This window comes from Clostridium sp. AM58-1XD, from assembly GCF_003464085.1.
Classification (GTDB): Bacteria; Bacillota; Clostridia; order Lachnospirales; family Lachnospiraceae; genus Lachnoclostridium_A.
Window position 1 is genome coordinate 22028 of sequence record NZ_QSDR01000008.1, and the last position, 26400, is coordinate 48427.

At 45.6% G+C, this 26400-nt stretch carries 24 protein-coding genes and 1 pseudogene; 7 read left to right on the forward strand and 18 right to left on the reverse strand.

From position 1 onward, the window contains the following. Nucleotides 1-146 precede the first annotated feature (146 nt). The 14 genes from DXA13_RS06365 to DXA13_RS06430 all read right to left on the reverse strand — a co-directional run bounded on the left by DXA13_RS06365 (nt 147) and on the right by DXA13_RS06430 (nt 17969). Nucleotides 147-3635: a TIR domain-containing protein gene (locus tag DXA13_RS06365; protein WP_118242584.1), complete on the reverse strand. Its 3489-nt coding sequence runs from the start codon at nt 3633-3635 to the stop codon at nt 147-149. A 466-nt stretch (nt 3636-4101) separates the two neighbouring features. After that, nucleotides 4102-5607, reverse strand: a complete 1506-nt coding sequence (locus tag DXA13_RS06370; RefSeq protein WP_181995550.1) for a tripartite tricarboxylate transporter permease — start codon at nt 5605-5607, stop codon at nt 4102-4104. A gap of 17 nt (nt 5608-5624) precedes the next feature. Further along, nucleotides 5625-6062 (reverse strand): tripartite tricarboxylate transporter TctB family protein, encoded by a 438-nt coding sequence (locus DXA13_RS06375; protein WP_118242587.1) that lies wholly within the window; start codon nt 6060-6062, stop codon nt 5625-5627. An 11-nt stretch (nt 6063-6073) separates the two neighbouring features. Continuing rightward, nucleotides 6074-7171 (reverse strand): tripartite tricarboxylate transporter substrate binding protein, encoded by a 1098-nt coding sequence (locus DXA13_RS06380; protein ID WP_118242589.1) that lies wholly within the window; start codon nt 7169-7171, stop codon nt 6074-6076. A 31-nt stretch (nt 7172-7202) separates the two neighbouring features. Further along, nucleotides 7203-7784, reverse strand: a complete 582-nt coding sequence (locus DXA13_RS06385) for a hypothetical protein (protein ID WP_347559738.1) — start codon at nt 7782-7784, stop codon at nt 7203-7205. Continuing rightward, nucleotides 7781-8608 carry a hypothetical protein gene (locus DXA13_RS06390; protein ID WP_181995551.1) on the reverse strand — a complete coding sequence of 276 codons (828 nt, stop codon included), beginning with the start codon at nt 8606-8608 and terminating at the stop codon, nt 7781-7783. Before DXA13_RS06390 ends, DXA13_RS06385 begins: the two co-directional genes overlap by 4 nt. Before the next feature lie 230 nt (nt 8609-8838). Further along, entirely contained in the window at nt 8839-10638 is a 1800-nt protein-coding gene (locus DXA13_RS06395) for a sigma 54-interacting transcriptional regulator (RefSeq protein WP_243009007.1), read from the reverse strand. Nucleotides 10639-10881: 243 nt separating this feature from the next. Next, complete coding sequence (locus DXA13_RS06400; RefSeq protein ID WP_118242595.1) at nt 10882-12207, reverse strand: NlpC/P60 family protein; 1326 nt, start codon at nt 12205-12207, stop codon at nt 10882-10884. Between the two features lie 16 nt (nt 12208-12223). Next, nucleotides 12224-13141, reverse strand: coding sequence for a thioredoxin-disulfide reductase (gene trxB, locus DXA13_RS06405; RefSeq protein ID WP_118242597.1), 918 nt, complete (start codon nt 13139-13141; stop codon nt 12224-12226). A 474-nt stretch (nt 13142-13615) separates the two neighbouring features. Next, entirely contained in the window at nt 13616-14347 is a 732-nt protein-coding gene (gene fabG / locus DXA13_RS06410) for a 3-oxoacyl-ACP reductase FabG (protein WP_118242599.1), read from the reverse strand. Between the two features lie 280 nt (nt 14348-14627). Next, complete coding sequence (locus tag DXA13_RS06415) at nt 14628-15965, reverse strand: MATE family efflux transporter (RefSeq protein ID WP_118242601.1); 1338 nt, start codon at nt 15963-15965, stop codon at nt 14628-14630. Between the two features lie 138 nt (nt 15966-16103). Continuing rightward, nucleotides 16104-16946, reverse strand: a complete 843-nt coding sequence (locus tag DXA13_RS06420) for a MerR family transcriptional regulator (protein WP_118242603.1) — start codon at nt 16944-16946, stop codon at nt 16104-16106. After that, on the reverse strand, nt 16943-17482 hold the full coding sequence (locus tag DXA13_RS06425; protein ID WP_118242605.1) for a hypothetical protein: 540 nt from the start codon (nt 17480-17482) through the stop codon (nt 16943-16945). The genes DXA13_RS06420 and DXA13_RS06425 overlap by 4 nt, the downstream gene beginning before the upstream one ends. Next, nucleotides 17475-17969, reverse strand: a complete 495-nt coding sequence (locus DXA13_RS06430; protein WP_118242608.1) for a low molecular weight protein-tyrosine-phosphatase — start codon at nt 17967-17969, stop codon at nt 17475-17477. Before DXA13_RS06430 ends, DXA13_RS06425 begins: the two co-directional genes overlap by 8 nt. A 197-nt stretch (nt 17970-18166) precedes the next feature. Between DXA13_RS06430 and DXA13_RS21575 the strand changes: the two genes are divergently transcribed. The 3 genes from DXA13_RS21575 to DXA13_RS06445 all read left to right on the forward strand — a co-directional run bounded on the left by DXA13_RS21575 (nt 18167) and on the right by DXA13_RS06445 (nt 19503). After that, nucleotides 18167-18217, forward strand: a complete 51-nt coding sequence (locus DXA13_RS21575) for a hypothetical protein (protein WP_233460676.1) — start codon at nt 18167-18169, stop codon at nt 18215-18217. A 420-nt stretch (nt 18218-18637) separates the two neighbouring features. Further along, a complete protein-coding gene (locus DXA13_RS06440; protein WP_118242612.1) occupies nt 18638-18841 on the forward strand; it encodes a cold-shock protein in 204 nt (67 codons plus the stop codon). A gap of 161 nt (nt 18842-19002) precedes the next feature. Next, nucleotides 19003-19503, forward strand: a complete 501-nt coding sequence (locus DXA13_RS06445; protein WP_118242614.1) for a CarD family transcriptional regulator — start codon at nt 19003-19005, stop codon at nt 19501-19503. A gap of 69 nt (nt 19504-19572) precedes the next feature. On the opposite strand, the gene DXA13_RS06450 is transcribed toward DXA13_RS06445, so the two are convergent. The 3 genes from DXA13_RS06450 to greA form a co-directional block, all read right to left on the reverse strand. Beyond that, entirely contained in the window at nt 19573-20244 is a 672-nt protein-coding gene (locus tag DXA13_RS06450; RefSeq protein ID WP_118242616.1) for a hypothetical protein, read from the reverse strand. Between the two features lie 117 nt (nt 20245-20361). Further along, entirely contained in the window at nt 20362-20907 is a 546-nt protein-coding gene (locus tag DXA13_RS06455; RefSeq protein WP_118242618.1) for a hypothetical protein, read from the reverse strand. Between the two features lie 111 nt (nt 20908-21018). After that, nucleotides 21019-21522 (reverse strand): transcription elongation factor GreA, encoded by a 504-nt coding sequence (gene greA, locus DXA13_RS06460; RefSeq protein WP_118242620.1) that lies wholly within the window; start codon nt 21520-21522, stop codon nt 21019-21021. Between the two features lie 306 nt (nt 21523-21828). On the opposite strand from greA, the gene DXA13_RS06465 reads away from it, so the two are divergent. The 3 genes and pseudogenes from DXA13_RS06465 to cysK all read left to right on the forward strand — a co-directional run bounded on the left by DXA13_RS06465 (nt 21829) and on the right by cysK (nt 24822). Continuing rightward, a complete protein-coding gene (locus DXA13_RS06465; protein WP_118242622.1) occupies nt 21829-22260 on the forward strand; it encodes an Rrf2 family transcriptional regulator in 432 nt (143 codons plus the stop codon). A 326-nt stretch (nt 22261-22586) separates the two neighbouring features. Next, nucleotides 22587-23873, forward strand: coding sequence for an O-acetylhomoserine aminocarboxypropyltransferase/cysteine synthase family protein (locus tag DXA13_RS06470; protein WP_118242624.1), 1287 nt, complete (start codon nt 22587-22589; stop codon nt 23871-23873). 17 nt (nt 23874-23890) lie between these two features. Continuing rightward, nucleotides 23891-24822, forward strand: a pseudogene (gene cysK / locus DXA13_RS06475) (cysteine synthase A). Between the two features lie 276 nt (nt 24823-25098). On the opposite strand, the gene DXA13_RS06480 reads toward cysK, so the two are convergent. Next, nucleotides 25099-25650, reverse strand: coding sequence for an XRE family transcriptional regulator (locus tag DXA13_RS06480; protein ID WP_243009008.1), 552 nt, complete (start codon nt 25648-25650; stop codon nt 25099-25101). A 329-nt stretch (nt 25651-25979) separates the two neighbouring features. Between DXA13_RS06480 and DXA13_RS22865 the strand changes: the two genes are divergently transcribed. Further along, nucleotides 25980-26345: a LysE family transporter gene (locus DXA13_RS22865; protein ID WP_347559733.1), complete on the forward strand. Its 366-nt coding sequence runs from the start codon at nt 25980-25982 to the stop codon at nt 26343-26345. The last annotated feature ends 55 nt before the right edge of the window (nt 26346-26400 follow it).

The window sequence follows — 26400 nt, forward strand, 5'->3', positions numbered from 1 at the left end:
AGTATATAACGAATAGAGGCGTTGAAAGACTGGTGTAAGCCATCTCTCAGCGCCTCTATTTATTCTTGCTGCAATCTCCATTCCGCCGCTACAAGGCGGCACAGCTTCTCCATAACGTTTCTGACTTTCTGTTGTTTTTCCATGTTTCATTTTGCTTTTAAATAATAGTCATACTGGCCGCGAAACGACTCATACTCCTCCGGATTGCACTGCTGCTCCTTGAAAATGACCCCTAGCAGCCCCGGCTCCAAACGGATCTCCATAAAATTCATCGTTTCTCCTTCGGCCAACCGGCCGATCACCAGAAGTTTCTCCTTATCCTGGTCACTTTGTAACACGCGGTTTAAGGCTTCTCCTGCATCCAGGATATTCTCAAAATCATACAGATTCCATTCGTTATATTGAATCAGGCAGTCCCATTTCTCTAAACCGGCTTCCTCACCCTGCCGGCCGGCAACCAGCCCGCTAATCCTGATCATGTAATAGTCCCTGTATATCTCGCTGCCGCTGCTGTCATAGAGTATCCGCTGCTGCTCCCGGCCGCAGGCATCATATCGATACTCAACCCTGCACGCCTCCTCTTTGATCAGCTCCCCTTTGTCATCGTAGAATATGGAGGACAGCCTCCAACCCTGGGGGCTGTACTCTATGACTGCCCGAAAGAACCCCTTCCCTGCCATGGCCGGCTCTCCGTTCTTGTCATAATATCTGAATTCCACTATATTTCCCCGGGAATCGTACTCAAACACAACTTTGGCGTAACCGTCGGAGCTTTCGCACAAGTCTCCTGCTTTATCATAGTACGCTTCTTCCAGCTGATTGCCCACCTTATCAAATACCCACTTCGCTTTGTAATATCCTGTGACAATATCAGTGGGACGGCCGTCTTTATCTTCATAGAAAATTTCCGTACAGTTTCCCCTGTCATCGTAGATGGAACGCATAGTATAAAGTATATTTTTCTTAACCGGAACGCCCTTTTCCCCATAGTAAATTCTGGCGGCAATTCTGTTTTTCCCGTCATATTCGTCCCGCCTGGCCGCGTATCCGGAAGCGGCGACCGGATGTCCGGCATCGTCAAACATCCGCATCAGTACCAGCCGGTTCTGCTCATCGTAAGAGTAGGAATAAAGAGCCACCCCATCCTCATCAGACCAGGAATTTCCATCTGCATCCAGATAACTCTCCGCTGTCAGATTGTCCCACTTGTCATATTCATGTACCAGTGTGGTGTAGGAAGACGGTTCAGGAAACATTCCGCTTTTTGATATCTTAGTGACACGCACACAGTTTCCGCGGCCGTCGTAGCTGTATTCCAGCCGCTCAGCCCCCGGCATTCCATCGAAAGCCGGGGTAAGCTCTCCGTCCACATCGTGGTAGGACCGCTCCGTCTCGTTTCCGTAACTGTCGTAGGCGTATCTTATGGCCGCATATCCGCTGGATATCCGCATGGGGCTTTCCTGAGTGTCAAAGTAGGCTTCCTCTGCACAGTTTCCTGTAGCGTCATATTCCATGCGCATCATATGGTATCCCAGTTTCCCGATCACCGGCTGTCCCAGTTCGTCAAAGTAGGCTTCAGAGATTCTATTGCCGCCCTCATCATACTCGCAGGTGACACTGGCACTGCCATCGATGCACATGCATGGGTTACCGCTCTCATCCAGATACAGGGTTTCTAACAGGTTTCCGTTTCTGTCGTATGCGTACTGGATCACAGCATAGTTTTCTTTGCCGCGAACCGGCTCTCCCTGCTCGTCAAAAAAAGACTGCTTCACGATTCTTCCTGTCTCATCGCGCTTCGTTCTTTCAGTAGCATAGCCGAATTTTGACAGGACCGGCTGCTCATTCTCATCCAGATAAGTTACTAAAGACAAGTTGCCGTCTTCGTCATATTCATACCGGGCGCCGCTGACGCCGGTGCTGTTTTCATAAACCGGAGCTCCTTCTTGATCCAGCACCTGATACCACACGATCCGGTCCTTACTGTCATATTTATATCTGATCTTTGCGTAGCCCCAATTGTTGCTCATCGGCTGCATATCGGCGTCATAGTAGCATATTTCATTCTGATTCCTATTCTCATCGTAAAAAGCAGCAGTTCCGTGAGTACCCGTTAACTTTTCAAATATCGGCTCACCACTCTCGTCAAAGTACCTCTGGCTTACAGTAAATCCATCCGAATCATAGGTAAGTTTCGAAAACGCCCCCTCAGATTTAGAGTTGAAGAGTTTCCCGTTCTCATCCAGATAGTCCCATTCTACCGCATTGCCGATTTCATCGTAGACCAGGCTTGTGGTAACATAACCGTTTTCTCCCGGTATTGGGTTTTCCTCTACGTCAAAATAGCTGGCCGTCACCTGGCGTCCCATGGCATCGTAAGTGTATTTAACACCGGCTATTCCGTACCGGGAACTCTTTGGCCGGCCGTTTTCATCCAAGTACACGATCTTTACAATTTTCCCTTCTGCATCCCGCTCATAGCGCTTTCCGCAAATTCCGTTCGCATCCCTGGCCGGTGTGTTTAAGTTGTCACGCATATAAAGCTCCTGGATCAGGTAGCCGTTCTCATCGTATGTATTTAAATGTCTGGTGATCTGGCTCTTGGGGGAATTCTGGTATCTGTTCATACCTGAGCTGTAGTATATGTCGTCCAAGTCTGTCTGATTGGAGGCCAGCGTCATGACCTGGCTGCTGTCGCCGGACTGCAAAAAATCCACTGCCTTCAGATTGGAAGTGTAGTCCTTGACCATCACCTCCCGTCCGTTCTCATCCCTGTACTCCACTCTGGAGAGCTGATCCTCCTCGTAAAAAAAGTTGGCCGTTACTGGCGCTTCCTCATTAGCGGTATAGGTAGAGATCATTGGCTTACCGATGGAATTTTGACACTCCAGGCTGACAACCTTTCCCTTTTTCGTCACGATCTGATAGCTGGCGTAAAGGCTTTTCCTTTCTTTGCCAGACAGGCGGCCTATCCCAACAGGCACCTCATTTTTGTAGAGATAGTCCCTGTAGTAGGCGCTGTGAGGCAGTTCGTACCACAGGCCGGCCGCTGACGCTGCCATTGCCAGAATGGCTGATGCAGCCGCCAGGAGCCGCCATTTTAACTGCCTCTTGCGATCCCGCATGATAAGCTGATCAAATTTCAGGGAGAGCAGCGTAGCCTCCACCCGCAAAAATGCCTTCCGTTTGCCGAGTTCCTCCACACTGATCCCCAAAAGCTCCGACTGGACATCTGCCCGCAGCGCTTCCGGGAAACATTCCCGCTTCGGGTCTGCTGCATTTGGCTCCCCGCCCACCACGAACGGGATGATATAGTCCTCTCGCCCCAACCTGATAAAATGCCTGATCTCCTCGTTGACCCAGGAGGATTTAGCGCTGTTCTGTGAACAGATGACAATCAGGAATCTGGAATCCTCCAGCTCCTTATGTAACTGGTTTAACACTTTTCCGCCTATCAGATCGGTCTTATCGCGAAAGACTGGGTATATCTTTTCCGGCACATCCTGGTGCTGTCTGCGGATCACCAACGGGATCCGGTAGGTCTCCAACTGCCGCTGCAGCCATCCTGCCCAATATTCATCTTCTCTCTTATAACTGATGAATGCGTAAAACTCAAACGTTCTATTCTCCGCCATAGAAGCACCTCTCTATTCCCAAAGAAATTGTCCCGTCCCCGAACTGCCTCGTTTGCAAAGACGGACCCGCCTTCAGGCAGATCCGTCCGCTTATCAACCGCCCTCTGCAATTTTGTGACTGCAGATCCGGAAATCTTATCATACCACGCCGGTTTGATTTTGCACTACAGCACCGACGCGCGCCGCTATTTAAGATTATTGTACCATATCCGCTGCGCGAATACGGTACCTCCGACAGAACTCAGCGCTCGGGTTTCTGCGGTGTACGCAGAGACCGGTATGCGCAGGTACAATGTTTGCTTTGTAAACATTGTACCATGTTTTTGGGAATTGGGATACTGTTCTATATAAAACAAGGGCAAAAAGCCTGGTATTCAAGCCTTTTGCCCTTCCTTACCCATAAAAAAATCTCGTTTACAAACTTTTCTTCATAGTCTCGCTGCAGCACTCTTGTTTATACTGCATATTAACTTCTTTTATTTATTCTAATTTTTTCTGCCAGCGGCTTCAGGACCGGAACGGCACACATCAGCACCGTTAAAATAATGAAAAACCAACAGATCCCGCCGCGGAAGAAAATCGACACATCTCCGCGCGTCATATCGAATGACTGGCGTACGTATTTTTCCAGCATGGGAGCCAGAACAAAGGTCAGAAGCATGGGGGCCGCCGGTATGTCGGAAACCTTCATGAGATATCCCACCACTCCTGCTCCAATCATAAAATAAACATGAAACATGTTATTTGCCGTCGCATAAGCGCCCATTACGCAGATTGCCGTAATAATCGGAATGAGAACCCCGTTCGGAACGCGTATTGCACGCACCAGAATCGGAATACATGAGAATGCAATTACCAGACAGATAATATTGCCCAGATACATGGAAGAAATCAGCGGCCATACAAAATCGGGATTGTCACGGAACAGTGTTGGTCCTGGCCTCAGTCCCCACATCATCAACCCGCCCATAAGGACGGCAGTTGTGGAACCTCCTGGTATCCCCAGCGTCAGAAGCGGTGCAAACGCGCCTGCTGCCGCCGCATTGTTGGATGCTTCCGGCGCCGCTACGCCCTCAATACATCCCTTTCCCATCTCACTGCGGTTTTTGTTAATCCTCTTTTCCATAATATACGATAAAAAAGCGGATGTCGTTGCGCCTGCTCCCGGCATAACTCCGATAAAGGTGCCGAGAAATCCCTGCCTTAGAGCGATCGGCAGTACCCTTTTCATTTCTCCTTTTGTCAGGACGCAGTCTTTTCGGCTTATGGATACTTTCTCCCCATCATCCTTTTTATTAGCCACTGCCATTTCGATGACCTGGCTGAATCCGAATACCCCGATTACCATAGGAATAAATGAGATTCCGGACAGTAAGTTAATATTTCCAAAACTGAATCTGGAGAGCCCAGCCGCCTGATCCACTCCGACCGTGGCCAGCATTAAACCGATTCCCGTAGCTAAAAGCCCCTTGACCGGATTGTCTCCAAGAACCCATCCGATAGAAGTCATTGCAAAGATAATCAGCAGCGCAAGTTCCGGCGGACCGAACTTCAGCCCAAAGTCGGCCAGGATCGGACCGGAAATTGTAAGCAAAATAATGCCGATTGTACCGCCGATAAACGATGAAATATTGGAGGTAGCCAGAGCCTTTCCCGGCATCCCCTTTTTCGTCATCATATTGCCGTCAAGGGCCGTCATAACGGCAGGGGAATCCCCTGGTATATTAAGAAGAATCGCGCTGAAACTGCCGCCGTACATAGTTGAATAATAAAGGGAAGCCAGCATGATAATTGCTGTAGTCGGATTCATGCTGTATGTAAGCGGCAGAAGAAGGGATACTCCCGTAATGCCTCCCAATCCCGGCATTGCCCCGACAATCAGACCTATGACAGCTCCAAAGAGCGCCGCTCCAAGATTTGCCGGGCTGACTGCGAGCGTAAAACCGTGCATTAATAAACCTATATTTTCCATATATTTTCCCCGCCCCCTTAATAACTACTGAATAATTCTGCAATTTTCCCGACCGGAACCGGAATCTTCAGCCAATAATCAAATATCAAAAAGAGAACAAGTCCCGTTCCTGCCCCCAGGCATATGGATTTTACCCAGCCGTATTTTTCAAAGCATTTCAGCCATCCGGTTACAAACAGGCTGAGAGCTGCAATCAGTCCGGCTGCATAGCTGAAGAGAACGGCAGCCAAAACGGCAGCAATTGGATAAACCATGCGTATTTCAAATTTTACAACCGATTTCTTTCTGATTTCTCCGATCAGATATACAATCCCAAATACGACGATCAGAAGGCCGGCAATCACCGGAAAAACGCCTCCCCCTGGGCCATGATTGACCCAGAGTTTATATGACGTTCCTTTTATCATCCAATACAGCCCTGTCAGAATAGCTAATATGGAAAATAAAATATTCAATGTATTCTACCTCACTTTGCTTCGTCAAAATATCCTACTTCCGTAAAGATATTCATAACTTTCTCCATGTCATCTTTGATATACTGTGTTGCCTCGTCGTGCCCCATAAACGCCGGCGTAAGGCTGTTTGCTTCCAGATATCCCGTTTTCCATTCGTCTGTTTCCACAATCTTTTCGGCCATATCTTCGTAATAAGCCAGTGCTTCTGCAGGCATATCTTTCGCGCCGGAGATTCCGCGGTACTCTCTGAATGTAACTTCCGGATATCCCGTTTCTACAAACGTAGGCGCGTCTTTGAAATATTCACCTGTGATTCTCTCCGGAGCAAATGTTACGACCGGCTTGAAATCTCCTGATTCTACCTGAGAAATACATTCGCAGGGATTGAGGATTCCAACATCGACATGGCCTCCCAGAAGCGCTGTAGCAACATCTCCTGAACTGTCAAACTGCACATAGTTGAAATCGGCACCCGTATACTTTTTAATCAGTTCATATCCCAGCTGTGACGTATTGCCTCTCTGGTCAGAGCCAAACTTCAAAGTCCCAGGGTTTTCTTTGGCTGCTTCCAGCAGTTCCTCTATGGTCTGGTAAGGGCCGTCCGTTCTGACACATAAGGTAACATCGTCAAAGGCCATAATTGCTATAATATCCGTCAGATCATCCCATTTCTGCTCCCATCCGTTCACTTCCGAAACTACAATATTACCAGAATGCAGGGAGAGAAGTGTATATGGATCCCCTTTCTTCGTTCCCACATAATTATATCCAACTGCGCATGCTCCGCCTGGTTTATTGACAACCATCAGATTCTTTTCCGCAAATTTATTCTTCTGAGCAATTTCTGCAATTACGCGGGCGCTGATATCGCTGCCTCCGCCTGGGTTTGCAGGAACTACGTATTCCGCTTCTTTTTTCATTTCCCATGCAGCTGCTGGTGCCTCACTCTTTTCCTCTTCTGCGCCCTCAGACGTTCCTTCTTTTGTTGCCTCTGAAGCTGCCTCTGTCTTAGCTTCCGATTCAGGAGCCTTCGTTTCTTTTGCTGCCCCTTGTCCGCATCCTGCCAGCATAAATCCTGCCATTGCCAGTGCATACCACGTTTTTTTCATTTTTCTTTCCTCCTTATATATAGTCTTTCATTTATATGTTCATATCATCCTGTTCTCTTCTCAGCTTCCAGAGCATGCTGTCCTTTGGCTCTTCGACCATATCGTAAGTTATCACAGTCCCTTTAGGCACATCACAGACCAGTTTTTTTCCATTTAACATGTGCGCCGGTATCGGTCCTCTCCCTTTCACCGGAGATTTCGCCACCATATGGGTCAAAAGCCGTGTATCGTGATCGCTTCCCATAATCTCGCCCTTTTTCAGATCGGTCTTTGCTTCCTGAACAATGTCGTATCTTTGTTCATAAACTCTTGAACCCGTCCCCACATGGAGCAGACCTGCACATAATAGTGTACTGGAAGCTTCCACTCCACATAAATGGTAAGGCCGGTAAATCAGGGATACTTCTCCATCCGAACTGCTCAGACAGCCTTTCGTTGCCAATATCATCTGTGAATATGGATTCGCGCTGTGAACTGTTAAAAAGACTCCGCCTCCAAGACCTGCTTCCCCTTTTTCATGAAGATTTGTCACAACCTCTATCACGCCTTTTTTCGTAAGGATGCCTCCATTCTTCTTTTCACATAGAACCTTCGGTATTTCAGGCGTCCTCAGATTTCGTCATATAGCAAAGAAGTATCAGGTTCAAGTCCGGAAGAATTTGCTGCTATGACCATTTCGCAGAGATCGAAGCCGCCTCTTGGATCCAGTTCATGAAGCAGATCTTTTCTCTTTTTCAAAAAAGTTCCTATTTCTTCATCGGTCATGGTCTCCATATACCGGCATTCCTCTTTCGACAGCATTGCTGTTACCGTCTCAGGAATCGTGATTCCCCCATCACAGTATACCGTAACCGTACCGGCTTCTCTGTCATAAATAAATTCTGCATCCCGGCTTTTTCCTGCGCAGATTACTTCCAGGCCCAAATCTCTCGCCCATTCAATCATCTGCATTAGAGCTCCATGCTGGTCACCGTCAACCGGTGTACAGACGACGTTCTTTTCTTCTGCCTTTTTTCTTAATATGGGGCCCACACAGGAATCCACTTCTTTATTTACCATAACCACGTTTTTCCCGCGTTCAATTGCCGCCATGCAGTATCTTGCACCTGCTTCAGGATTACCGGTTGCCTCTACGATTGTATCTAATGGGATTTCCATAAGAATCATCGGGTCTGTTGCTGCAATTACCTTTCCGGTGCCCCACCAGGATTTCGCTTCCTCTGCCGTTTCGCAAACGGCTATGTTCTCTTTTGGAATTCCTGCTTTTTCAGCAGCCGTCCATATGGCCGACATATTTCTGTCTGCAATGGCTGCAATCGCGAGCTGTTCCTGCATAGCTGACTGCCCGATCACTGCAATGCCAAAATGCCCCGTACCGATCAGCCCGGCAGTCGTTACCTCTCCCTTATGTCTGTCATATAAATTGTGATAAATCATCTTATTCTCCTCCTGGTTCCAGCTGTACATCATTTATGGCCATTTGATCTCATGCTGTTATTTATCTCTTTCCTTATCTGACCATATATACAGCAAAAGAAATGCCAACTAAAAAAAGGCGGAAATCCGCCTTTTTTGTCAAATCGCCACTCGCCGCTGACGCATGATTGCATGGTTTATGCATTGTATTATTGCATTATAGTCATAATTTCCTCGATTGCCTGAACTTTCTACAGATGAATCCCATACTTTTTAATTTTTCTATATAAAGTACTCGTATCGATTCCAAGGGTTGCTGCCGTTCTCTTTCTGCTGTAATTACATCGTTTCAAAGCTTCCATCAACTCCTCTTTTTCACTGGAGCCAAATCCCCGAACGATCCGTTCTTCTGTTCCGTATTCCATCCTCTCTCTTGGAAAATGAGCTCTTCCTCCATACAGGGCCGCCATAACGTCTTTCTTCCCTGCAGTCTGTCTGTCGCAGATTACGCTCAGCCGTTCACAGAAATTCCTGAGTTCTCTGACATTCCCTGGCCAGTCATACTGAAGGACTTCTTTTCTGGCCTCCTGGTCAATCCCGTGCAGGATGCAGTTTGTCTTGCTCCGGGTCTTCTCTATATAATACTCCATGAGAATCAAAATATCGTTTCCCCGTTCTCTCAACGGCGGAACGGACAGACAGAGCACATTCAGACGATACAGCAGGTCCTCCCTGAATTCCCCTTTTTCCACCTCCTGGTAAAGTTCCTTATTCGAAGCAGATATTACGCGGACATTGACGGGCAGTACGCGGTCATCTCCCAGCCTCATGATCTCTCTTTCCTGAATGACGCGCAGCAGTCTGGCCTGAAGCTTCAGCGACATATCTCCGATCTCATCCAAAAAAATCGTACCGTTATGAGCCAGCTCAAACAGACCTTTTTTCCCGCCCTTGACCGCCCCTGTAAAGGCACCTTCTACATAGCCGAACAGTTCGCTTTCCAGCAGATTTTCCGGCAGAGCCGCACAGTTAATGGCTACAAATGGCCCGCTTTTCCTGCTGCTGGCATTGTGGATACTCTGAGCAAATAATTCCTTACCGGTGCCTGTTTCCCCATAAATAAAAAGATTCGAATCCGAGTTTGCAAACTTTTCCGCCATGCGGACTGTTTCCATCATTTTACTGTCACTGCATATGATATTTTCAAATTTGTATTTAACAACGAAGCCCTTCTGATGGAGCTGCTTTCTGATTTTTTCCTCTTCCTCCTGAATCTGCGTAATGTCCTGAAATGTTGTCACACTTCCTATAATGGCCCCGCGGATTACGAGAGGAACACAGTTTACCGATACCACCATTCGTTCCAGCTGATACATCTCGGACAAAAAACGCTCGCCCTTTTTCAGAACATTCTGTATCGGAAGAGATTCAAAATACTGTGTAATCCGTTTTCCAGCCAGCTCCTCCCCCAAAGCTGCCAGAATGTTTTGGGCGTACTGGTTTGCCATAGTAATTCTGCCTTCCACATCCGTCGAAAGAATACCCTCAAACGTGTAATCCATAATCGTCTGGATCCTGGCGCTTTTGGCCTGTTCACTTCGCCTGATTTCTACTGCCCGTATTGCTTCGTCAACGCATTTGTTAACCGATTCCCGTCCAAATCCCAGCATAACAGCCGGTATACCCAGCTTCTCCGCTTTTTTATACAGAGAATTTCCTCCTACAAACGCCTCTGTCCCTCCCTCCTGAAGCCGTCTCAGCGTCTCTTCCAGATATTCTTCCTGGTCCAGCATGCAGCAGCTGACATCTACATCCTTATAGATATCATTGATGGAATCAGCTCCGTATACCATATTAAACGTACCTACCACCTTGATTTTTCGGCATTTATATTTCTCAATACATTCGTTCACCGCTCTGACTATATCAAATCCTGTCACGCGCAGTTCAATCTTTGGCAGCTGAGTTCGGATGGTAGCCGCCGTATATCCCCTTGATACGACAGCGTCTGCCCGGTCTGAAGAAATACTCAGTTTTTCCCCTGCATTCACTACGATCGTTCATATTCAATATCATTCTTATATGCCCTCTCAGCCAATACCTCTTCGACAACATTTTCTCCCCTCTGATACGGAATTACAAATAAAATACGTATAACACCCTTTTTTTCCACTCTTCTCCCAGCCTTTCTCTCTGTCTGTCCTCTGCCTCTATTCAAACCTCACCTTTCACACAAGGTTATTATACAAAAATGGAACAGGATTCTGCAATGATCCCGTTCCATTTTATTGCGCCTAGTTAAGGAAAGTAACAGCCTTGCACGGCGTTCTGTAATTCGATTTTGTAATTGTAATTCCTGTCTTCGGTGTACTGGAATGGATAATCTGTCCGCCTCCGATATAAATTCCCACGTGGTTTATGTAATCTCCGCTGGAGTAGAACAGCAAATCTCCGGGCTGCACGCTGTAAACCGGTATCTCCTTACCCTTTGCCGCCTGATCTCTGGAGCTTCTGCCCGTGGTGATGCCAAAATGTTCAAATACGCTCATTACAAATCCGGAGCAGTCTGCACCGCTTGTCAGGCTGGTTCCGCCGTACACATATGGATTACCCAGGAACTGTTTGGCATATGCTACAATTGCACTCCGCGTTGCTGATGTAACACCGTCGGATACGTATGGCCCTGACGATCCTCCACTTCCTCCAGGTCCAACCTCAGAGGATGTTGGGCCGCCTGAGCCGCTGCCGGACTGAGAATTATCTCCGGACTGACTTCCACCGGAAGCAACCGGCGGTGCCGCCACATTATTTGACTGACCGTTTCCTTCCGGGTTTGCTTCAATCACCCCTCCGGAGCCTGATGAACCTGAGGAAGTATTATTCTTGGATTCTCCCGCCTTCTTCTTCGCATCTTCCAAATCCTGAATCGCCTGGGCCGCCTCCTGTTTTAACTTCTGGTCTTCAGCTGCTTTCGCCGCCTCTTCCTCAACAGAAACAGCCTGTCTGAATTCTACCGTAATGTTTATATACTCTTTCGACACATACCCTTCCAGATCCGTATCGATCTGAAGTTTTGCAAACTCACCGTTTTCCTCGATTACCTGATACCGTGCGCCCTGAGAAAGAAGTGTCAGCGTCTTGCTGTTTAAATCCGGCTGTTCATGAAGCCTCAGCGTCGTTGCGTTAATAACCGTAGCATAGCTTGTCCCTACCTGTTTCGCAATTTTAGCCGCCTCATCTCCGGTAATAAAGTATTGTGCCTTTATATAGCCCTGGACGCTTCCTGACTGAATCTGATACCATTTTCCGCCCTCTCCGTCCACCGTATTTAATATTGTAGCAGCACAATCGTTATAAATCTTTCCTACAATTGTACTTTTTGTATTCGCTTCCTGTCGCACGTTTACGTAGTCGGTTACCTGTGAGATCGCAACATTGTCATATGTCTGCTCTGTAGCCGTGACTCTCGGCACATCTGTCTTCCTGCTTTTATCCAAAACTGCAGGAGCGGTCTGAGCCGCTCCTTCTGCTCTCAGCGTCATGGGCGCATGGGAAATCATCGTTCCTCCAAATGTCATGAAACAGCTGAAGAACAGCAGTGTCTTCCATCTTTTTTTCATTGGGATTCTGCGCCCCCTACTCTTCCGCGAGATAGCGCTCTACGCTAGTAATCGCATTTGCGCCGTCGGAAACGGCAGTCACAATCTGGCGCAGCTGTTTCGTTCTCACATCACCTGCCGCGAGAATGCCGGGCTCAGAAGTGCGGCAGTCTTCACCTGCTTTGAAATATCCGTTTTCCATCTCGGTCAGGTTCTCCAGTCCCTTGCTGTTAGGAGAAATACCTACGGCTATAAACACTCCGTCCACCGCAACGTCTTTTTTCTCTCCTGTTTTTACATTTGATACTGCCATCGCTTCCACGTGGTCTTCCCCTTTAATTTCATCAATAACGCTGTCCCATACCATTTCTACATTTTCCAGAGAGAACAGCTTTTTCTGAAGGCTTTTCGCCCCTCTCAGCTCATCCCTGCGGTGGACGACATAGACCTTTTTACACAGTCTTGCTAAGAAAATCGCGTCTTCAATGGCGACGTCACCGCCTCCGATCACCGCTGTCGTTTTATTTTTAAAAAATGCGCCGTCGCATGTAGCACAATAAGAAACGCCCAGTCCTGTCAGCTTCTCTTCCCCTGGTACTCCCAGTTTTCTGTGACTGGCTCCCGTCGCAATGATAACCGTCTTCGTCTCATATGTTCCATTCTCACAGACTACCTTTTTGATTTTTCCATCCTTCTCTATGCGGAGAACTTCATCTTCTACAAACGTAGCGCCCAGTCCATCTGCATGTTCTCTGAACTTCATCCCCAGATCAAATCCGCCAATGCCTCTGGACCCCGGATAATTGTCTACTTCATATGTGGTCAGAACCTGACCACCGCTGACTACATTCTTTTCTATTACAATCGCATTCATCTCTGCGCGCTCTGCGTATATTGCAGCTGCCAGGCCCGCCGGGCCCGATCCAATGATTACGGTATCAAAAATCTCTGCCATATTATTTCCTCATACTTTCTCAAAGCTCATCCATTATGCATTCCATTGTCTATAATACGTCACTTTATAGATGTTGGGTTCAAAAGCAATTTGACCCTGGTATCTCTTATATAGTATAGCACAGCGTTCTGAAAGAATACAATTAATTCAAGATGACTGTAATAAATATTTAAGATTTTATACGCCATCCTTCACAAACCTTTCACAATCCATTTACAATTTTCACATACTTTCGACACAAATAAACGGTATTCTATAATCATAGAAAACAATTTTTTTCATAAATACTCCTCCCTTTATCCGGCAGCTTGACAGCTGCCGGTTTTTTTCAGAAAAGAAACTGTTTTCCATACGCCGGTCGCACTTTAACAAAAAAGAAGGCATACGCCTCCTTTTTTATCCATCGCACAACTGTTCCTATTCCATTCCGCATTCCTGCCGTCTTCTGAACATTCTCAGCCGTATGAAATCAGTTTATATCCAGCCTCCGTCCAGGCCGATCACCTGTCCGGTCAGATATTCATTTTTATATGCCAGCTGATAGACAAGACCGGCCACCTCTTCCGCCCGTCCCAGACGGCCTGCCGGAATCTCATCCACAAGGCTGATCAATTCATCTTCTTCCATCCACTGATTCATCTCCGTATCGATTGCCCCGCAGGCAACGGCATTCACCTGAATGTTGCTGGGTGCCAGTTCTTTCGCCAAAGCCTTTGTCAATGCATTGACTCCGCCTTTGGTAGCAGAGTATGCCGTCTCACAGGATGCCCCTACAACGCCCCATTCGGAAGAAATATTAATGATTTTCCCTGATTTCTGAGCTACCATATCAGGAATGACCTGCCGGCAGCAGTTAAAAACAGATGTCAGGTTTGTCCTCATAATCTTATTCCAGTCGTCATCTGTCATCTCCTGAAGAAGTCCAATATAAGAAATTCCCGCATTATTGATCAGCACATCAGGAGTTCCCAACTGTTTTTTCACCATATTATAAAACTCTGCACACTGTCTGCTGTCTCCCATATCTCCCACATACGCCAGACAGGATACCTGATATGATTCAATCTCTTTCTTTGCCTGCATGAGACGCTCTTCACTCTTCACACAGTTGATCGCCACATGATACCCTTTTTTGGCAAACTTAACTGCAATCGCTTTTCCTATTCCTCTGGATGCACCTGTCACCATCACTGTCTTCTTTGCCATAAAATCACTCCTTTACAATACTCCTCTTATTTATTTTTAATGTACATGCCCCGCCTGAATGAAGCCTGCCTCCTGCCGTACATACCACCGCTGTACCGTGTTCTCATTTCCCCTTTGCCTCATTCCGGTCACCGGCCTTTGTCCTATAATCGACCGCAGGAACAGTATGCGCAGGTATAATGTCCGCCTTGCAGACATTATACCATAACTGCCTGGTAGTTTCGAGAGTGTGATGTAATTTTAGTTCTACAAAATCTGCATTATTTCGGAGACTATTATCCTAAATCTTTTCCTTCTTCATCAGATATATGACGTAAATCAGTGTGTAGACTGCCATAGTACCTGATACTGCCGGAGCAATGGAACCTATAACAAAAAGGTTATCAGGACAATGAGTGAATACCAGGTATATGAGAGGCATACGCAGGGCCAGGGCGCCTATGCACACGCTTATCATTGTAAAAATAGTCTTGGATCTGCCGTTCAGATAGCCGTTTAGTCCGAAAACGAAGCTGACGGCCAGGTAATCATAGCTGCAGGAACGGAAAAACGGTATACCGGCCTGTATGATATTCTGGTCCCTTGTAAATACTCCGATCATCGTTTCCGGTGACATTTGTGCCCAAAGCCAGAAACAGGCCGAGGCAGCAAAGGCAAAGGCAATGCCGGCGGCCATGGAAACCTTGGCGCGTTTCGGTTTCCCCGCTCCATAATTCTGTGCTGTAATCGCAGCCAGTGCACTTGCAATAGAGGTTGCCGGAAGCATGGCAAAAACGTCGTATTTGCTGGCTACACCGACCGCCGCCGCCGCGTTAACCCCCAAACGGTTTGTCACAGAGGTAAGGTAGAGAAAGGATAGCCGGACCATGCACTCCTGGAGAGAAATCGGAATACCCACCGCTGCCAGTTCTTTCGCTCTCTCCCTGTCGATCCTGAAATTCTTCAGTTCAAACGTGAATATAAATTTCTTTTTATTTAAGTATATAATTGCACAGAACATGCTGATAGCTTGGGAAGAGATCGTCGCCAGAGCAACACCGGCTACGCCCATTCCTGCATATTTAACGAGTATAATATCACCGGCCACATTGAGCACACACGCCAGGGCAACAAACAGCATAGGTCTTTTCGAATCCCCATATCCCCTCAATACTGCGCTAATCGCATTGTATCCGCATGTAAAAAATATCCCGCAGGCACATACCATAACATATTGCCTAGCAAGAGCAAACGCCTCCGGAGGCGTCTTTAATGCGCTTAAGATTGGATTCACAAAAATCATCATCAGTACAGTCAGAATCACTGCTACAACGGCAAATATGGAAAGCGTTGTGGCCACAGTTTTCTGCGTCTGTTTCAAATCCTGCATCCCCGTATACTTTCCTACCATTATCGTTCCGCCCAGCGTCAGGCCGGTCACCATACTTGTAATGATCTGCGTCACCTGAGTCCCCGTAGAAACAGCCGCCACGCTTTCCGGAGAACAGTACCACCCGATCACCATCAAATCCACCGCCCCATAGAGCGCCTGAATAATATTGGCAATCAAAAAGGGCACGGAAAATGACAGCAGCACCTTCAGAACATTACCTTCCGTCAAATTGTTTTCAGCATTCATACTCCAAAACCTCCCAGTTATCTTATATTTTTCATTTAGAACAAAACGATTGAAAAACAATGCAGATCAACATTTTATATTTACTTCATAACATATAATTTCCCATAAAATAAAATAGACCCTCCAGTAACTGGAGAGTCAAGTGCTGCCGGCATATTTTAGACAACTGATCTGAACAGGCAGCTGCAGTTCAGTTATATACTTGTCGGAATCACTGGTAAATCCTGAATCAATCAACGTAATCTCCACGGAATCACCACAGCATGAATATCCATGGCCATCAATGTAATCCAAAAGCTTTTTATAGGAATGTTCCGCCTCTCTATGTGTGCCTGAATACCTGATTGTCACATAATTGCCGCCAGCCAAGCTTACTTCTTGGCACTGAAATTCGTCTTCTTTTTCTAAAAATACGAATATCCCTGAAAATCTCGAAAATTCTCCCACTAAAATATTTTCCAATGCGATGGATACGCCTACCTTTCCCAAGAACATCATTGGTTTTAAATGGTTCTTTTTTTCCAGTTCGCGTATCGGATATTCCAGATCTTCATCCAGTGGTATTTCTTTTCTTAGAAAAGCGATTTTTCGATCCGGAATATAGGTTACCTTAATTTCGTCCAATTGTGAATCCATAGCATCCGAAAGCTGTAGAATTCTGCGCTCCAGCTTTCTCTCGATCGTTTCCAGGCGGGCCTTCAGGACCTTCGTCTCTTCCTGCTGCTCCTTTAAAAGTCCCATCAAAGTCGCCGTGTCCTTGTTTTCAAAAAAACGGATAATCCGTTCCAGAGGCATGTCCATGGCCCTAAGATATTTAATTGTATTCAGGCGTTCAAACTGCTTGGTGGAATAATAACGGTATCCCGTCTTCTCATCCACATGTTCCGGATGCAGCAGTCCGATTTCATCATAATACCGCAGAGTTCTGATATTCATATCGAACAGCCGCCCGATCTCTCCTACGGTAAATAATTCTTTCACGTTGTTTCTCCTTCAGCAGATATGCCCTGTTCCCGAACCCATTGAACAAATTGCTCCTGCTTGCCCTGTATAAATCCGTCTTTTGCAACGTAAATACAGGCTTCGCCCTGGTAAACCAGTGCAAAATACAGTTCCATATCTTTGATTTCCCCGATTTTGTCATAGCAATACTCTGACGCTGTCGTATTTTCTTTCAGATAGATCTTATCGCCAAACTGAATCGTCCTGGTCCATTTCGAAGATCCCTGAATCTTCGCCAGCTGCCGAAATACATTCCTGCCTATCACATTTCCTCTCAAAAATCCACGATATATACAGTACAATGTAAGTAGTACAAAGACTGCACCGAATCCGAATTCTCCTGAAACAAAGCCTTTCCATGCATTGAATACCACAAATAATCCAAGCAATGTCCATATCATTCGGAATATCGCCCCTATTCGTACCTGTTTTGTTTTCACTGCCGGATGATTGAGCCAGTACAGATATCTCTTTTCGTTCACTTCATACTGATTGACAAATGCGAATTCATCCACGTTCTTTTCCTTCCCTTTTCGTTATACACTCCAACAATGCCTGACACCCCTCCATAATATCATCATACGTAACATCAAAATTTCCAGTATACCATGGGTCCGCGATATCACGTGGGCGGTCTGAAAAATCCAGCAGGCGTTTTACTTTGCCTTCCGGGTCCTCCCTCAGTATTTTCATCATATTTGTGATGTTCCAACGTTCCATCCCAAGTATATAGTCATATTTCTGATAATCACTCTTTCTCAGCTGCACCGCATATTTCCCATCTGTGGATATCCCATACCGGCGCAGCTTTTCCCGTGTTCCCCGGTGCACCGGATTGCCGATTTCCTCCATACTGGTCGCAGCAGACGCCACATAAAAGCGCTCTGCAAGCCCCTTTTTTTCCACCAGATCACGGAATACAAACTCAGCCATCGGGGACCGGCAGATGTTGCCGTGACAAACGAAAAGTATCTTAATGTTATTCTTAAATTGTTTCGTCATTTACTGTATCTCCGTTACTTTTTGATAGATAAAGTCTACTATAAATTCAAGCTTTGAACAAGGATTTCTTTTTTATTCTTCTATTTACAGCCTATTTACCATCTTGTATAATTGAAGCAGGCAGTTCCTACTGCTGGGTGACTTCCATCTCCGAAAGGGGGTGGTATAACATGAGTACATATGAGACACTTTCTTTAATGATTGCGTTTGGGGTACTTGTTGTTATGATTATAGGTACAAAAAAATAGTCACCCGCCCTCCAAAGCAAATGTGACTATTTTTATAGATACATAATATTTTGGAAGCCACTCGCTGGAGTGAACTGCCTTTTTGTACCTTTATTATAAGCTATTTTCAATTCGTCTGTCAATCATGATTTTTCGAGCTGACTTGAAAAAGGAAATTCCAGTGCAAGGGTAAATTCCATCCCTCCCTAGTTCAGTGGAATTCAAATAAAATTTTCGTTTTAATAAATATTTTAGAATTTTCACTAATTCTAAAAATAGTTCTTGACATTAAATAAAATCCGTGTTATATTAAGGGAGTATTTTTTATAAGATTTTGATCTCACATATTTTTGTAAGTCATTATTCCTATGATGGGTTACAAAAATATGTGATTTTTTTGTTTTAGGAAAATATAATAATATAATTTAGGAGGTATCTTTCATGAATAAAGGTACAGTAAAATGGTTTAACTCACAGAAGGGCTTTGGCTTCATCACTAACGAAGAGGACGGACAGGACATATTCGTTCACTTTTCCGGAATCTCATCCAATGGCTTTAAGTCATTAGAGGATGGACAGCAGGTTACTTTTGACATCACAAACAGCGCCAGAGGTTTACAGGCTGTCAATGTCTGCGCTGCATAATCAAGCCTTGTGTTAACAATAGTTAACCGGACCGCCTCCCTTGCGGGGCGGTCTTTTTATTATTTTCTTATTATTACAACTATATCACGGGAAGTAGAAAATGTACTGAACTAAACTAATATCCCATTAAACGGAACAGCATTGTTCAGAAAGGTCGGAATTTGTTTAAAAAAGGAAATTTTATACTCTATGAAACGATTGGTGTGTGCCAGGTAAATGAAATATCAAGAACAGATTTCTCAGACAACAATCAATTATATTATTATTTGGTTCCCAGATTTGAGAAGAACATGACGATTTATATTCCAGTGGACAGCGACAAGGTAACCATGCGGGCGATTTTATCCAGGCAGGAGGCTGAAAGCTTCGTATTGTCCTGGCCTGGTGTCAAATGCAAGAAATATTCGAATGACAGAGAGCGTGCTCAAGTCTATAAGCAGGTAATTAAATCTGGAAATTGTCTGGAGTTAGCTTCTATGATTAAAGAAATCGCTCAGATTGAGCAGTCCTGTAAAGGCCGTGGGAAAATGCTGCCTCTGCGCGAAAAAGACGGCATAAAAACGGCCCGTAAATTGTTATTTGGCGAGTTGGCTACGGCACTGGATATTGGCCCGGAAGAAGTTCCGGATTATATTCTAAGCCAAACCGGCTGTTTCTGTTAAGATCACTGAGGCACTAATTTAATTAATTCAGAAACACCATAACATAAAAGCGAGAAAATTCTCCGCCTTTTATGTTCTCATAGTATTTTGTTCTTCTCTGTCCCTGTACATCTGTTTCACTGCTTCTATATCCCTCGTAAACATTCGGTACATATCTCTGCTGTAACCGCTGATGATACCCGGATAATACCGCTGCAGACTCCAAACGGCATTCGTAACAATGTCGTCCTGATCTCTTCCGCCCCAGATGGGACACATACCAACCTCACAGTTGTGCTTTTCCCCGTCCTCTGTGTACATATAGACAGAATAATATTTAAAGAGCGGAACCATAATATCAATCTTCTCATAGGCCCATAAAATCGTGCTTGTAGGAATCGCGTGTACACCATGGCCATTCGTAAAAAAGGTGATTTCCGGTGTAGCTGCAAATCCTGCTTTCCACTGCTCGTCCGGCATTTCTCGGAGCTTTTCCATCACCTCATGTTGTTCGTCCATACTGAGCCTGCCAAACAGCCTGTCGATATTTTCACGGGCAGATTTACGCCTGGAATGCTCAATTGCATAAATAATTGCTATGTACAGTACAGATACTGCACCGCAAAACAGAAGGTATATACCTGGAGCTCTGCACAAAAGCATGATCCCAAACAGCAGGGCCAGACATACAAGAAGCCCATAATAAATCTTCATTGATTTTACAGACATCTTCTTTACATACCCCAACAGTTCCTCATTCATGACCCATCCCCCTCTTCTGAAATGCGAAAACGGCATCCATAAAGGTTTTCACTTTAATGGATGCCAATTCGCTCAGACGTCAAACTGCCTTCCGTTCTTAAACGTCCTGAATTTGATTTACTTGTTGTTAATCCCTGTAATTCCCAGGGCACCGTCTTCTCCAATATTAAACGTTACATTCGGAGTTCCGTTCCCGATTACATAGCCTGCCTCAGATTCCTCAATTTCAGAAGCGTTGAAGGATGTTACCGCATCCACAAAAGCCTCTGCAAACAGAGTGTTTTTATCGAGTGCAAGGAATGCTTCCTTGTCTGCTACAATGCCCTCGTTCTCCTTAACAGATGCGACGTAAACCGGATAAGTAATCATTTCTGCAAGGGACTTCATATTCTTATTCATGACTGCATCTTCCACTTCTTCCACAAAAGCTATAATGTCATCCTCTGTCACCTCTGCCTTTTTTGCTTCAGTCGTCTCTTCTGCAGCTTCAGAACTATCATTTGTACTTTCCTGGGAAACCGCATCTGTTGCGTCTTCTGCAGAGCTTTCCGCTGTGGTTTCAACAGCTGTAGTTGTCTCTTCTTTTGTATTTCCGCCTCCACATGCTGTGAGTGCCAGTGCCAATGCACTTGCTGCTGCAATTACGTAAGTTCTCTTTTTCATAACGATCTCTCCTCTTCTATGCAGGTACTCCTGCATAGCGCATATGTTACCATACTTCACTCAAAATTGCACGAAACAAAAACTTATTATTTTCTTAAAATAGTATAAATTTTAAAAGCCACGGATCCTGTCACTTTCGGCTTCTCCCGTTTTTTCTATGGACTTTATCACCACATAATAACCATAATCTGCGGTGGCCTGTACAAAAACCCGTTCTCCCGCCCTGTGCCCCAGAAGCGCCCTTCCCAGCGGAGATTCGTTGCTGATCCGCCCGTCCAGAGAATTACCGCGGATCGTGGTCACAATCTTATAGTTTTCCGTTTCATCCTCTTCTTCAAAATAAACAGAAACCGTATTGTTAATGCCCACTTCGTCATCCTTTGATTTGTCTGAGATGATCTTCGCAGTTTTAATCATTCTCTCCAGGTATCGTATACGGCTTTCGTTTTTATTTTTATCCTTTTTCGCCGCGTAATATTCAAAGTTTTCGCTCAAATCCCCCTGAGCTCTTGCCTCTTTTACTGCTTCGATCGCTTCCTTACGCACTACCAGTTTACGGTAGTCAATTTCTTCCTGAATCTTCTTGATATCGCTTTCTGTAAGCTGGTCATTCATATCTCTGTTCTCCGCCTTTCTGAATATTATCCGGTTCTTTTCTTCCCGTTTATACCGTTCTTACCAGTTTCACTGAATTTACGTTCTTACTGTTTCTCCAGATTATATCATTTCTTAAGTAAAAACTCTTACACATTTTTCATCTGCTCTCCTGTCTCACATTTTACGCCGCCTATTATTATAACGCCTATCTTATAAAAAAACAATTCATTGACTTTTTTCCTTTTCGCATCTATGCTAAAAACAGCATGAAATCTACTTACCTTCCAGGAAAGTAGGAAAATATGGTTACGAAGGAGGCCGTATATGATGATATCAACAAGGGGGCGCTATGCGCTCCGCGTAATGATCGATATAGCAGAGCATGATAAGGGTACCTATATTCCTTTAAAGGATATTGCCGGCCGCCAGCAGATTTCAGAGAAGTATCTGGAGAGCATTGTTGTGATCCTCTCCAAAGCCGGACTGCTGGAGGGACTGCGCGGAAAGGGCGGCGGTTACCGCCTTACCTGGCGGCCGGAACAATATACAGTCGGAAGTATTTTAAAGCTCACAGAAGGCTCTCTGGCTCCCGTAGCGTGTCTTGAATGCGGTCCCAATCACTGTGAACAGGCTGATCAGTGCCGGACTCTTCCGATGTGGATTAAGCTGGACCGGCTGATCGATGAGTTTTTTGAAGGCATACGGCTCTCCGATCTGATGAAGAAAGAAACAGCAGATTCTCACAGTTTCCTGTAAGGCGTCACATCTGTCATGGGAGTGCTGCCGAAAAGGAAAAATCGGTCCTGTGCGGCCGGATGGAGTGGTCCGGCCGCTGCATGGAACGAAATCCGGTATTATAAGCATGCCGGATTCAGCTGGTTCCGCACTCTCTTTCATTTTACCTATTGACACAGTAGGTTTATAGTGCTATGATTCCTAAAAACATATGGGAAAGATAGGTAAATGCTATGGAAAAACGATTTGCACTGCTGATCCGGGCAAATTTTCGTTTCGGCCGAATGTGCCGATGTTGTATGCAAATTTGAGAACTGTCACCGCTTACAATGAAAGGAGATTTTGCCATGTCAAACAACAATTACAGATTCGAAACGCTTCAGCTTCACGTCGGTCAGGAAAATGCCGATCCGGCCACCGATTCCAGAGCCGTTCCAATCTATGCCACAACGTCCTACGTATTTAGAGATTCCGCTCAGGCAGCCGGAAGATTCGGCCTGACAGAAGGCGGCAATATTTATACCCGTCTTATGAATCCCACTTCCGACGTATTTGAGCAGCGTATTGCGGCTTTAGAAGGGGGCGCAGGAGCTCTGGCAACTGCTTCCGGCTCGGCAGCAATTACATATGCCATACGCAACATTGCAGGTGCAGGTGACCATATCGTTTCTGCCTCTACCGTATATGGAGGCACGTATAATCTCCTTGCCAACACCATGAAAGAAGTCGGCATTGAAACGACATTTATAGATGGACGGGACCCAAAGAACTTTGCACAGGCCATTCGGCCGAATACGAAAGCCGTTTATCTGGAATCCCTGGGAAATCCGAATTCCGATATTATCGATCTGGAAGCTGTATCGGCGGCAGCTCATTCAAATGGAATTCCAGTAATCATCGACAACACCTTTGCAACGCCCTACCTCTTTCGCCCCTTAGAACACGGAGCAGATATCGTTGTTCATTCCGCTACAAAATTCATTGGCGGCCACGGCACGGTTATGGGCGGCGTGATCGTTGACGGCGGAACCTTTGACTGGTCCCGGAACGATAAGTTTCCAGGACTCTCCAAACCAAATCCATCCTATCACGGCATTGTATTTACAGAGGCAGGAAATCTTGCATATATTTTAAAAATCCGAACTACACTTATGAGGGATACAGGAGCATGCATTTCACCGTTTAACTCCTTCCTGCTGCTCCAGGGGCTGGAAACATTGTCTCTAAGGGTGGAGCGCCATGTGGAAAACGCATTGAAAACCGTTGCCTTCTTGAAAAATCATCCTCTTGTATCCAAAGTAAATCATCCTTCTCTTTCATCAGGAAAGGAAAAAGAACTGTATGACAAATATTATCCAAACGGCGGCGCTTCCATTTTTACCTTTGAAATCAATGGAACGGAAGAACAGGCAAAACGCTTCACAGAATCCCTGAAACTGTTCTCTCTTCTCGCTAACGTTGCCGATGTGAAATCCCTCGTGATTCATCCCGCATCAACCACTCATTCTCAAATGACAGAAGAAGAACTGCGGTCTGCCGGGATTCAGCCTACTACGGTCCGTCTTTCCATCGGCACCGAACACATAGACGACATTATTGCTGATTTATCACAGGCGTTTGAATCGATTATATAATGACAGGAGGAATCAATATGCAGAAAATTTATACTTCATCACAACAGCTGGTCGGAAGGACCCCGCTTCTGGAATTAAAAAATATAGAAAAGCTATATGGAGCCGAAGCGGAAATCATCGCCAAGCTGGAATATCTCAATCCTGCAGGAAGCGTAAAAGACCGGGTGGCAAAATCAATGCTGGATGCTGCTGAAAAGCAGGGGCTTTTAAAGCCCGATTCCGTTATCATCGAACCTACCTCAGGCAATACGGGGATTGGCCTGGCTTCTGCAGCAGCCGCCAGAGGATACCGTATTATCATCGTGATGCCGGAAACTATGAGTGTAGAACGACGTACCCTTATGAAGGCATACGGCGCTGAACTCGTCCTGACGCCAGGAACAGAAGGTATGAAAGGCGCAATCGCGAAAGCGGCAGAGCTGGCAGAACAGCTGCCCGGAAGCTTTTTCCCCAGCCAGTTTGACAATCCTTCCAATCCTGCTGCCCACAGGGCTGGTACAGGTCCGGAAATCTGGGAAGATACAGACGGAAACATTGATATCTTTGTTGCCGGAGTCGGTACCGGCGGTACGGTTACAGGTGTAGGTGAATACCTGAAATCACGAAATCCGGCTGTTAAAATTGTTGCCGTAGAGCCTGCCTCTTCTCCTGTACTTACAGAAGGCTGGGCCGGTAGCCATAAAATCCAGGGAATCGGCGCCGGATTCGTACCACAAAATCTGAATCCAAGCATCTATGATGAAATTATTGCCGTTACAGATGAACAGGCCTCGACACAGGAAGGGAAATCGGAAAGTCCGAAGGAATTCTCGTCGGAATCTCTTCCGGAGCTGCTGTATGGGCTGCTGTGCAGCTTTCAAAGCGGCCGGAAAACAACGGCAGGCGCATTGTAGCCCTCCTTCCCGACTCTGGAGACAGATACCTCTCTACGCCGCTTTTTGGCGGCTGATAGCAGAAAGGCAATGAGCAGAGAGTCCGCCGGGGCGAACTCCTTTGCCGGGCACAGCTGTTTCAGCGTCCCCAATCCTTCCATGCGAATGCACACCCTGCAGTGCATTCTTTGATTCATAGAAACTCTTTTCTATTAAATAAAATCAGGTGTTTCAAAATAAAGAATTCGTCGTTCCGATCCGCAAAACTCTGTCGATTCTGATTTTGAAGCACCTTTTTATATTTTTTATATAATGATATTATTTATAGTTTCACATTTTGCAACACTTCCATTTCACTTCACATAACAAATAATCATGCTCATTGCCGCTTCTCCATCCCCTGCATTTCTGTACTCATGGTTCTGATCCGCGTAAAAATGCAGTGAATCTCCTGTTTTCAGGAGATGTACCTCTTCCCCAACCGTGATCTCCACCTGACCGCTGAAAACAGTAACGTATTCTTCCGACTCCGCCAGATGAGGTTTCGCCTTCAGACCTCCGCCCTGTTTGATCAGAATCCTGTATGTCTCAAATAACTTGTCCTCATTAAAAGGAAATATGGGATAATTAATGTATTTCCCTTCATCCTCATAAACAGGATTCAGAGACGCTAGCGGAACAAATGTCATCTCTTTTCTGTTTTCCTCTACAAGGGATGAAAACGACACTTTATAGCCATTTGCTATCTTCCAAAGGACTGATATCGTTGGATTTACACTTCCTTTTTCAATCTGGGTCAGCATGCTGCGTGAAACGCCGGTAACGGCTGCAGCGGTGTCGAGCGTCATCTTTTTCTTCTCGCGTATTCTCTTTACATTATCCGCAACAGTCATATTAATATCCAAAATCGTTCCTCCTCATTGACAATATATTGAATCAATAGTACAATATAATAAATCAATATTTTGTACTATTATTACTCTATATTGTACTACCATTACAGAAAAGGAGCAACTACTATGTTTAGCTGGATGAATTTTCTTACTTACGCCATTATTACCGCTGTAACCCCCGGTCCCAACAATATTATGTCCATGTCCAATGCAAGCCGCCTTGGTTTCCGAAAGTCCCTTCCCTTTAATCTGGTATATGGGGTGGATTTTCTCTTGTCATGGCCATGTGCACGCTTTTTTGCAGTCTGCTGTCCTCGTTCATTCCCAGGATCAAAACGCCTATGCTCCTTGCCGGTGCTGCCTACATGCTCTATCTGGCTTATGAAACATTCCGCAGTTCTTCGGATATACAGGATCAGAACAGCCGGAGCAGTTTTCTATCAGGTCTGATTCTACAGTTTATTAATCCCAAAATCTATATTTACTGTATCATCTCCATGGAAGCATACATACTGCCCTATTATTCCCATTCGCCTTTTATCCTGTTTTGTTTCGCCATGCTTTTGGCTTTCATCGGATTTCTCTTCACCTTATGCTGGTCGGCTTTTGGCTCTGCCTTTAAACTGCTGTTTTCAAAATACGCCAGAATCACAAACACAGTTATGGCCCTGCTTCTGATCTATTGTGCCGTATCCCTGTTTTTTTAACCTTATCATATGAAAGCCGGCTGCATGTTTAAGCTTGCTGCCGTTAACCGCAAGC

Bases quoted from the DNA above. Each gene is read 5' to 3' on its own strand.
- DXA13_RS06365 (WP_118242584.1), bottom strand. From the start codon at position 3,635: ATGGCGGAGAATAGAACGTTTGAGTTTTACGCATTCATCAGTTATAAG.
- DXA13_RS06370 (WP_181995550.1), bottom strand. From the start codon at position 5,607: ATGGAAAATATAGGTTTATTAATGCACGGTTTTACGCTCGCAGTCAGC.
- DXA13_RS06380 (WP_118242589.1), bottom strand. From the start codon at position 7,171: ATGAAAAAAACGTGGTATGCACTGGCAATGGCAGGATTTATGCTGGCA.
- DXA13_RS06390 (WP_181995551.1), bottom strand. From the start codon at position 8,608: ATGATTTATCACAATTTATATGACAGACATAAGGGAGAGGTAACGACT.
- DXA13_RS06400 (WP_118242595.1), bottom strand. From the start codon at position 12,207: ATGAAAAAAAGATGGAAGACACTGCTGTTCTTCAGCTGTTTCATGACA.
- trxB (WP_118242597.1), bottom strand. From the start codon at position 13,141: ATGGCAGAGATTTTTGATACCGTAATCATTGGATCGGGCCCGGCGGGC.
- fabG (WP_118242599.1), bottom strand. From the start codon at position 14,347: ATGGCAAAGAAGACAGTGATGGTGACAGGTGCATCCAGAGGAATAGGA.
- DXA13_RS06415 (WP_118242601.1), bottom strand. From the start codon at position 15,965: ATGAATGCTGAAAACAATTTGACGGAAGGTAATGTTCTGAAGGTGCTG.
- DXA13_RS06430 (WP_118242608.1), bottom strand. From the start codon at position 17,969: ATGACGAAACAATTTAAGAATAACATTAAGATACTTTTCGTTTGTCAC.
- DXA13_RS06440 (WP_118242612.1), top strand. From the start codon at position 18,638: ATGAATAAAGGTACAGTAAAATGGTTTAACTCACAGAAGGGCTTTGGC.
- DXA13_RS06450 (WP_118242616.1), bottom strand. From the start codon at position 20,244: ATGAATGAGGAACTGTTGGGGTATGTAAAGAAGATGTCTGTAAAATCA.
- DXA13_RS06455 (WP_118242618.1), bottom strand. From the start codon at position 20,907: ATGAAAAAGAGAACTTACGTAATTGCAGCAGCAAGTGCATTGGCACTG.
- greA (WP_118242620.1), bottom strand. From the start codon at position 21,522: ATGAATGACCAGCTTACAGAAAGCGATATCAAGAAGATTCAGGAAGAA.
- DXA13_RS06465 (WP_118242622.1), top strand. From the start codon at position 21,829: ATGATGATATCAACAAGGGGGCGCTATGCGCTCCGCGTAATGATCGAT.
- DXA13_RS06470 (WP_118242624.1), top strand. From the start codon at position 22,587: ATGTCAAACAACAATTACAGATTCGAAACGCTTCAGCTTCACGTCGGT.
- DXA13_RS22865 (WP_347559733.1), top strand. From the start codon at position 25,980: ATGCTCCTTGCCGGTGCTGCCTACATGCTCTATCTGGCTTATGAAACA.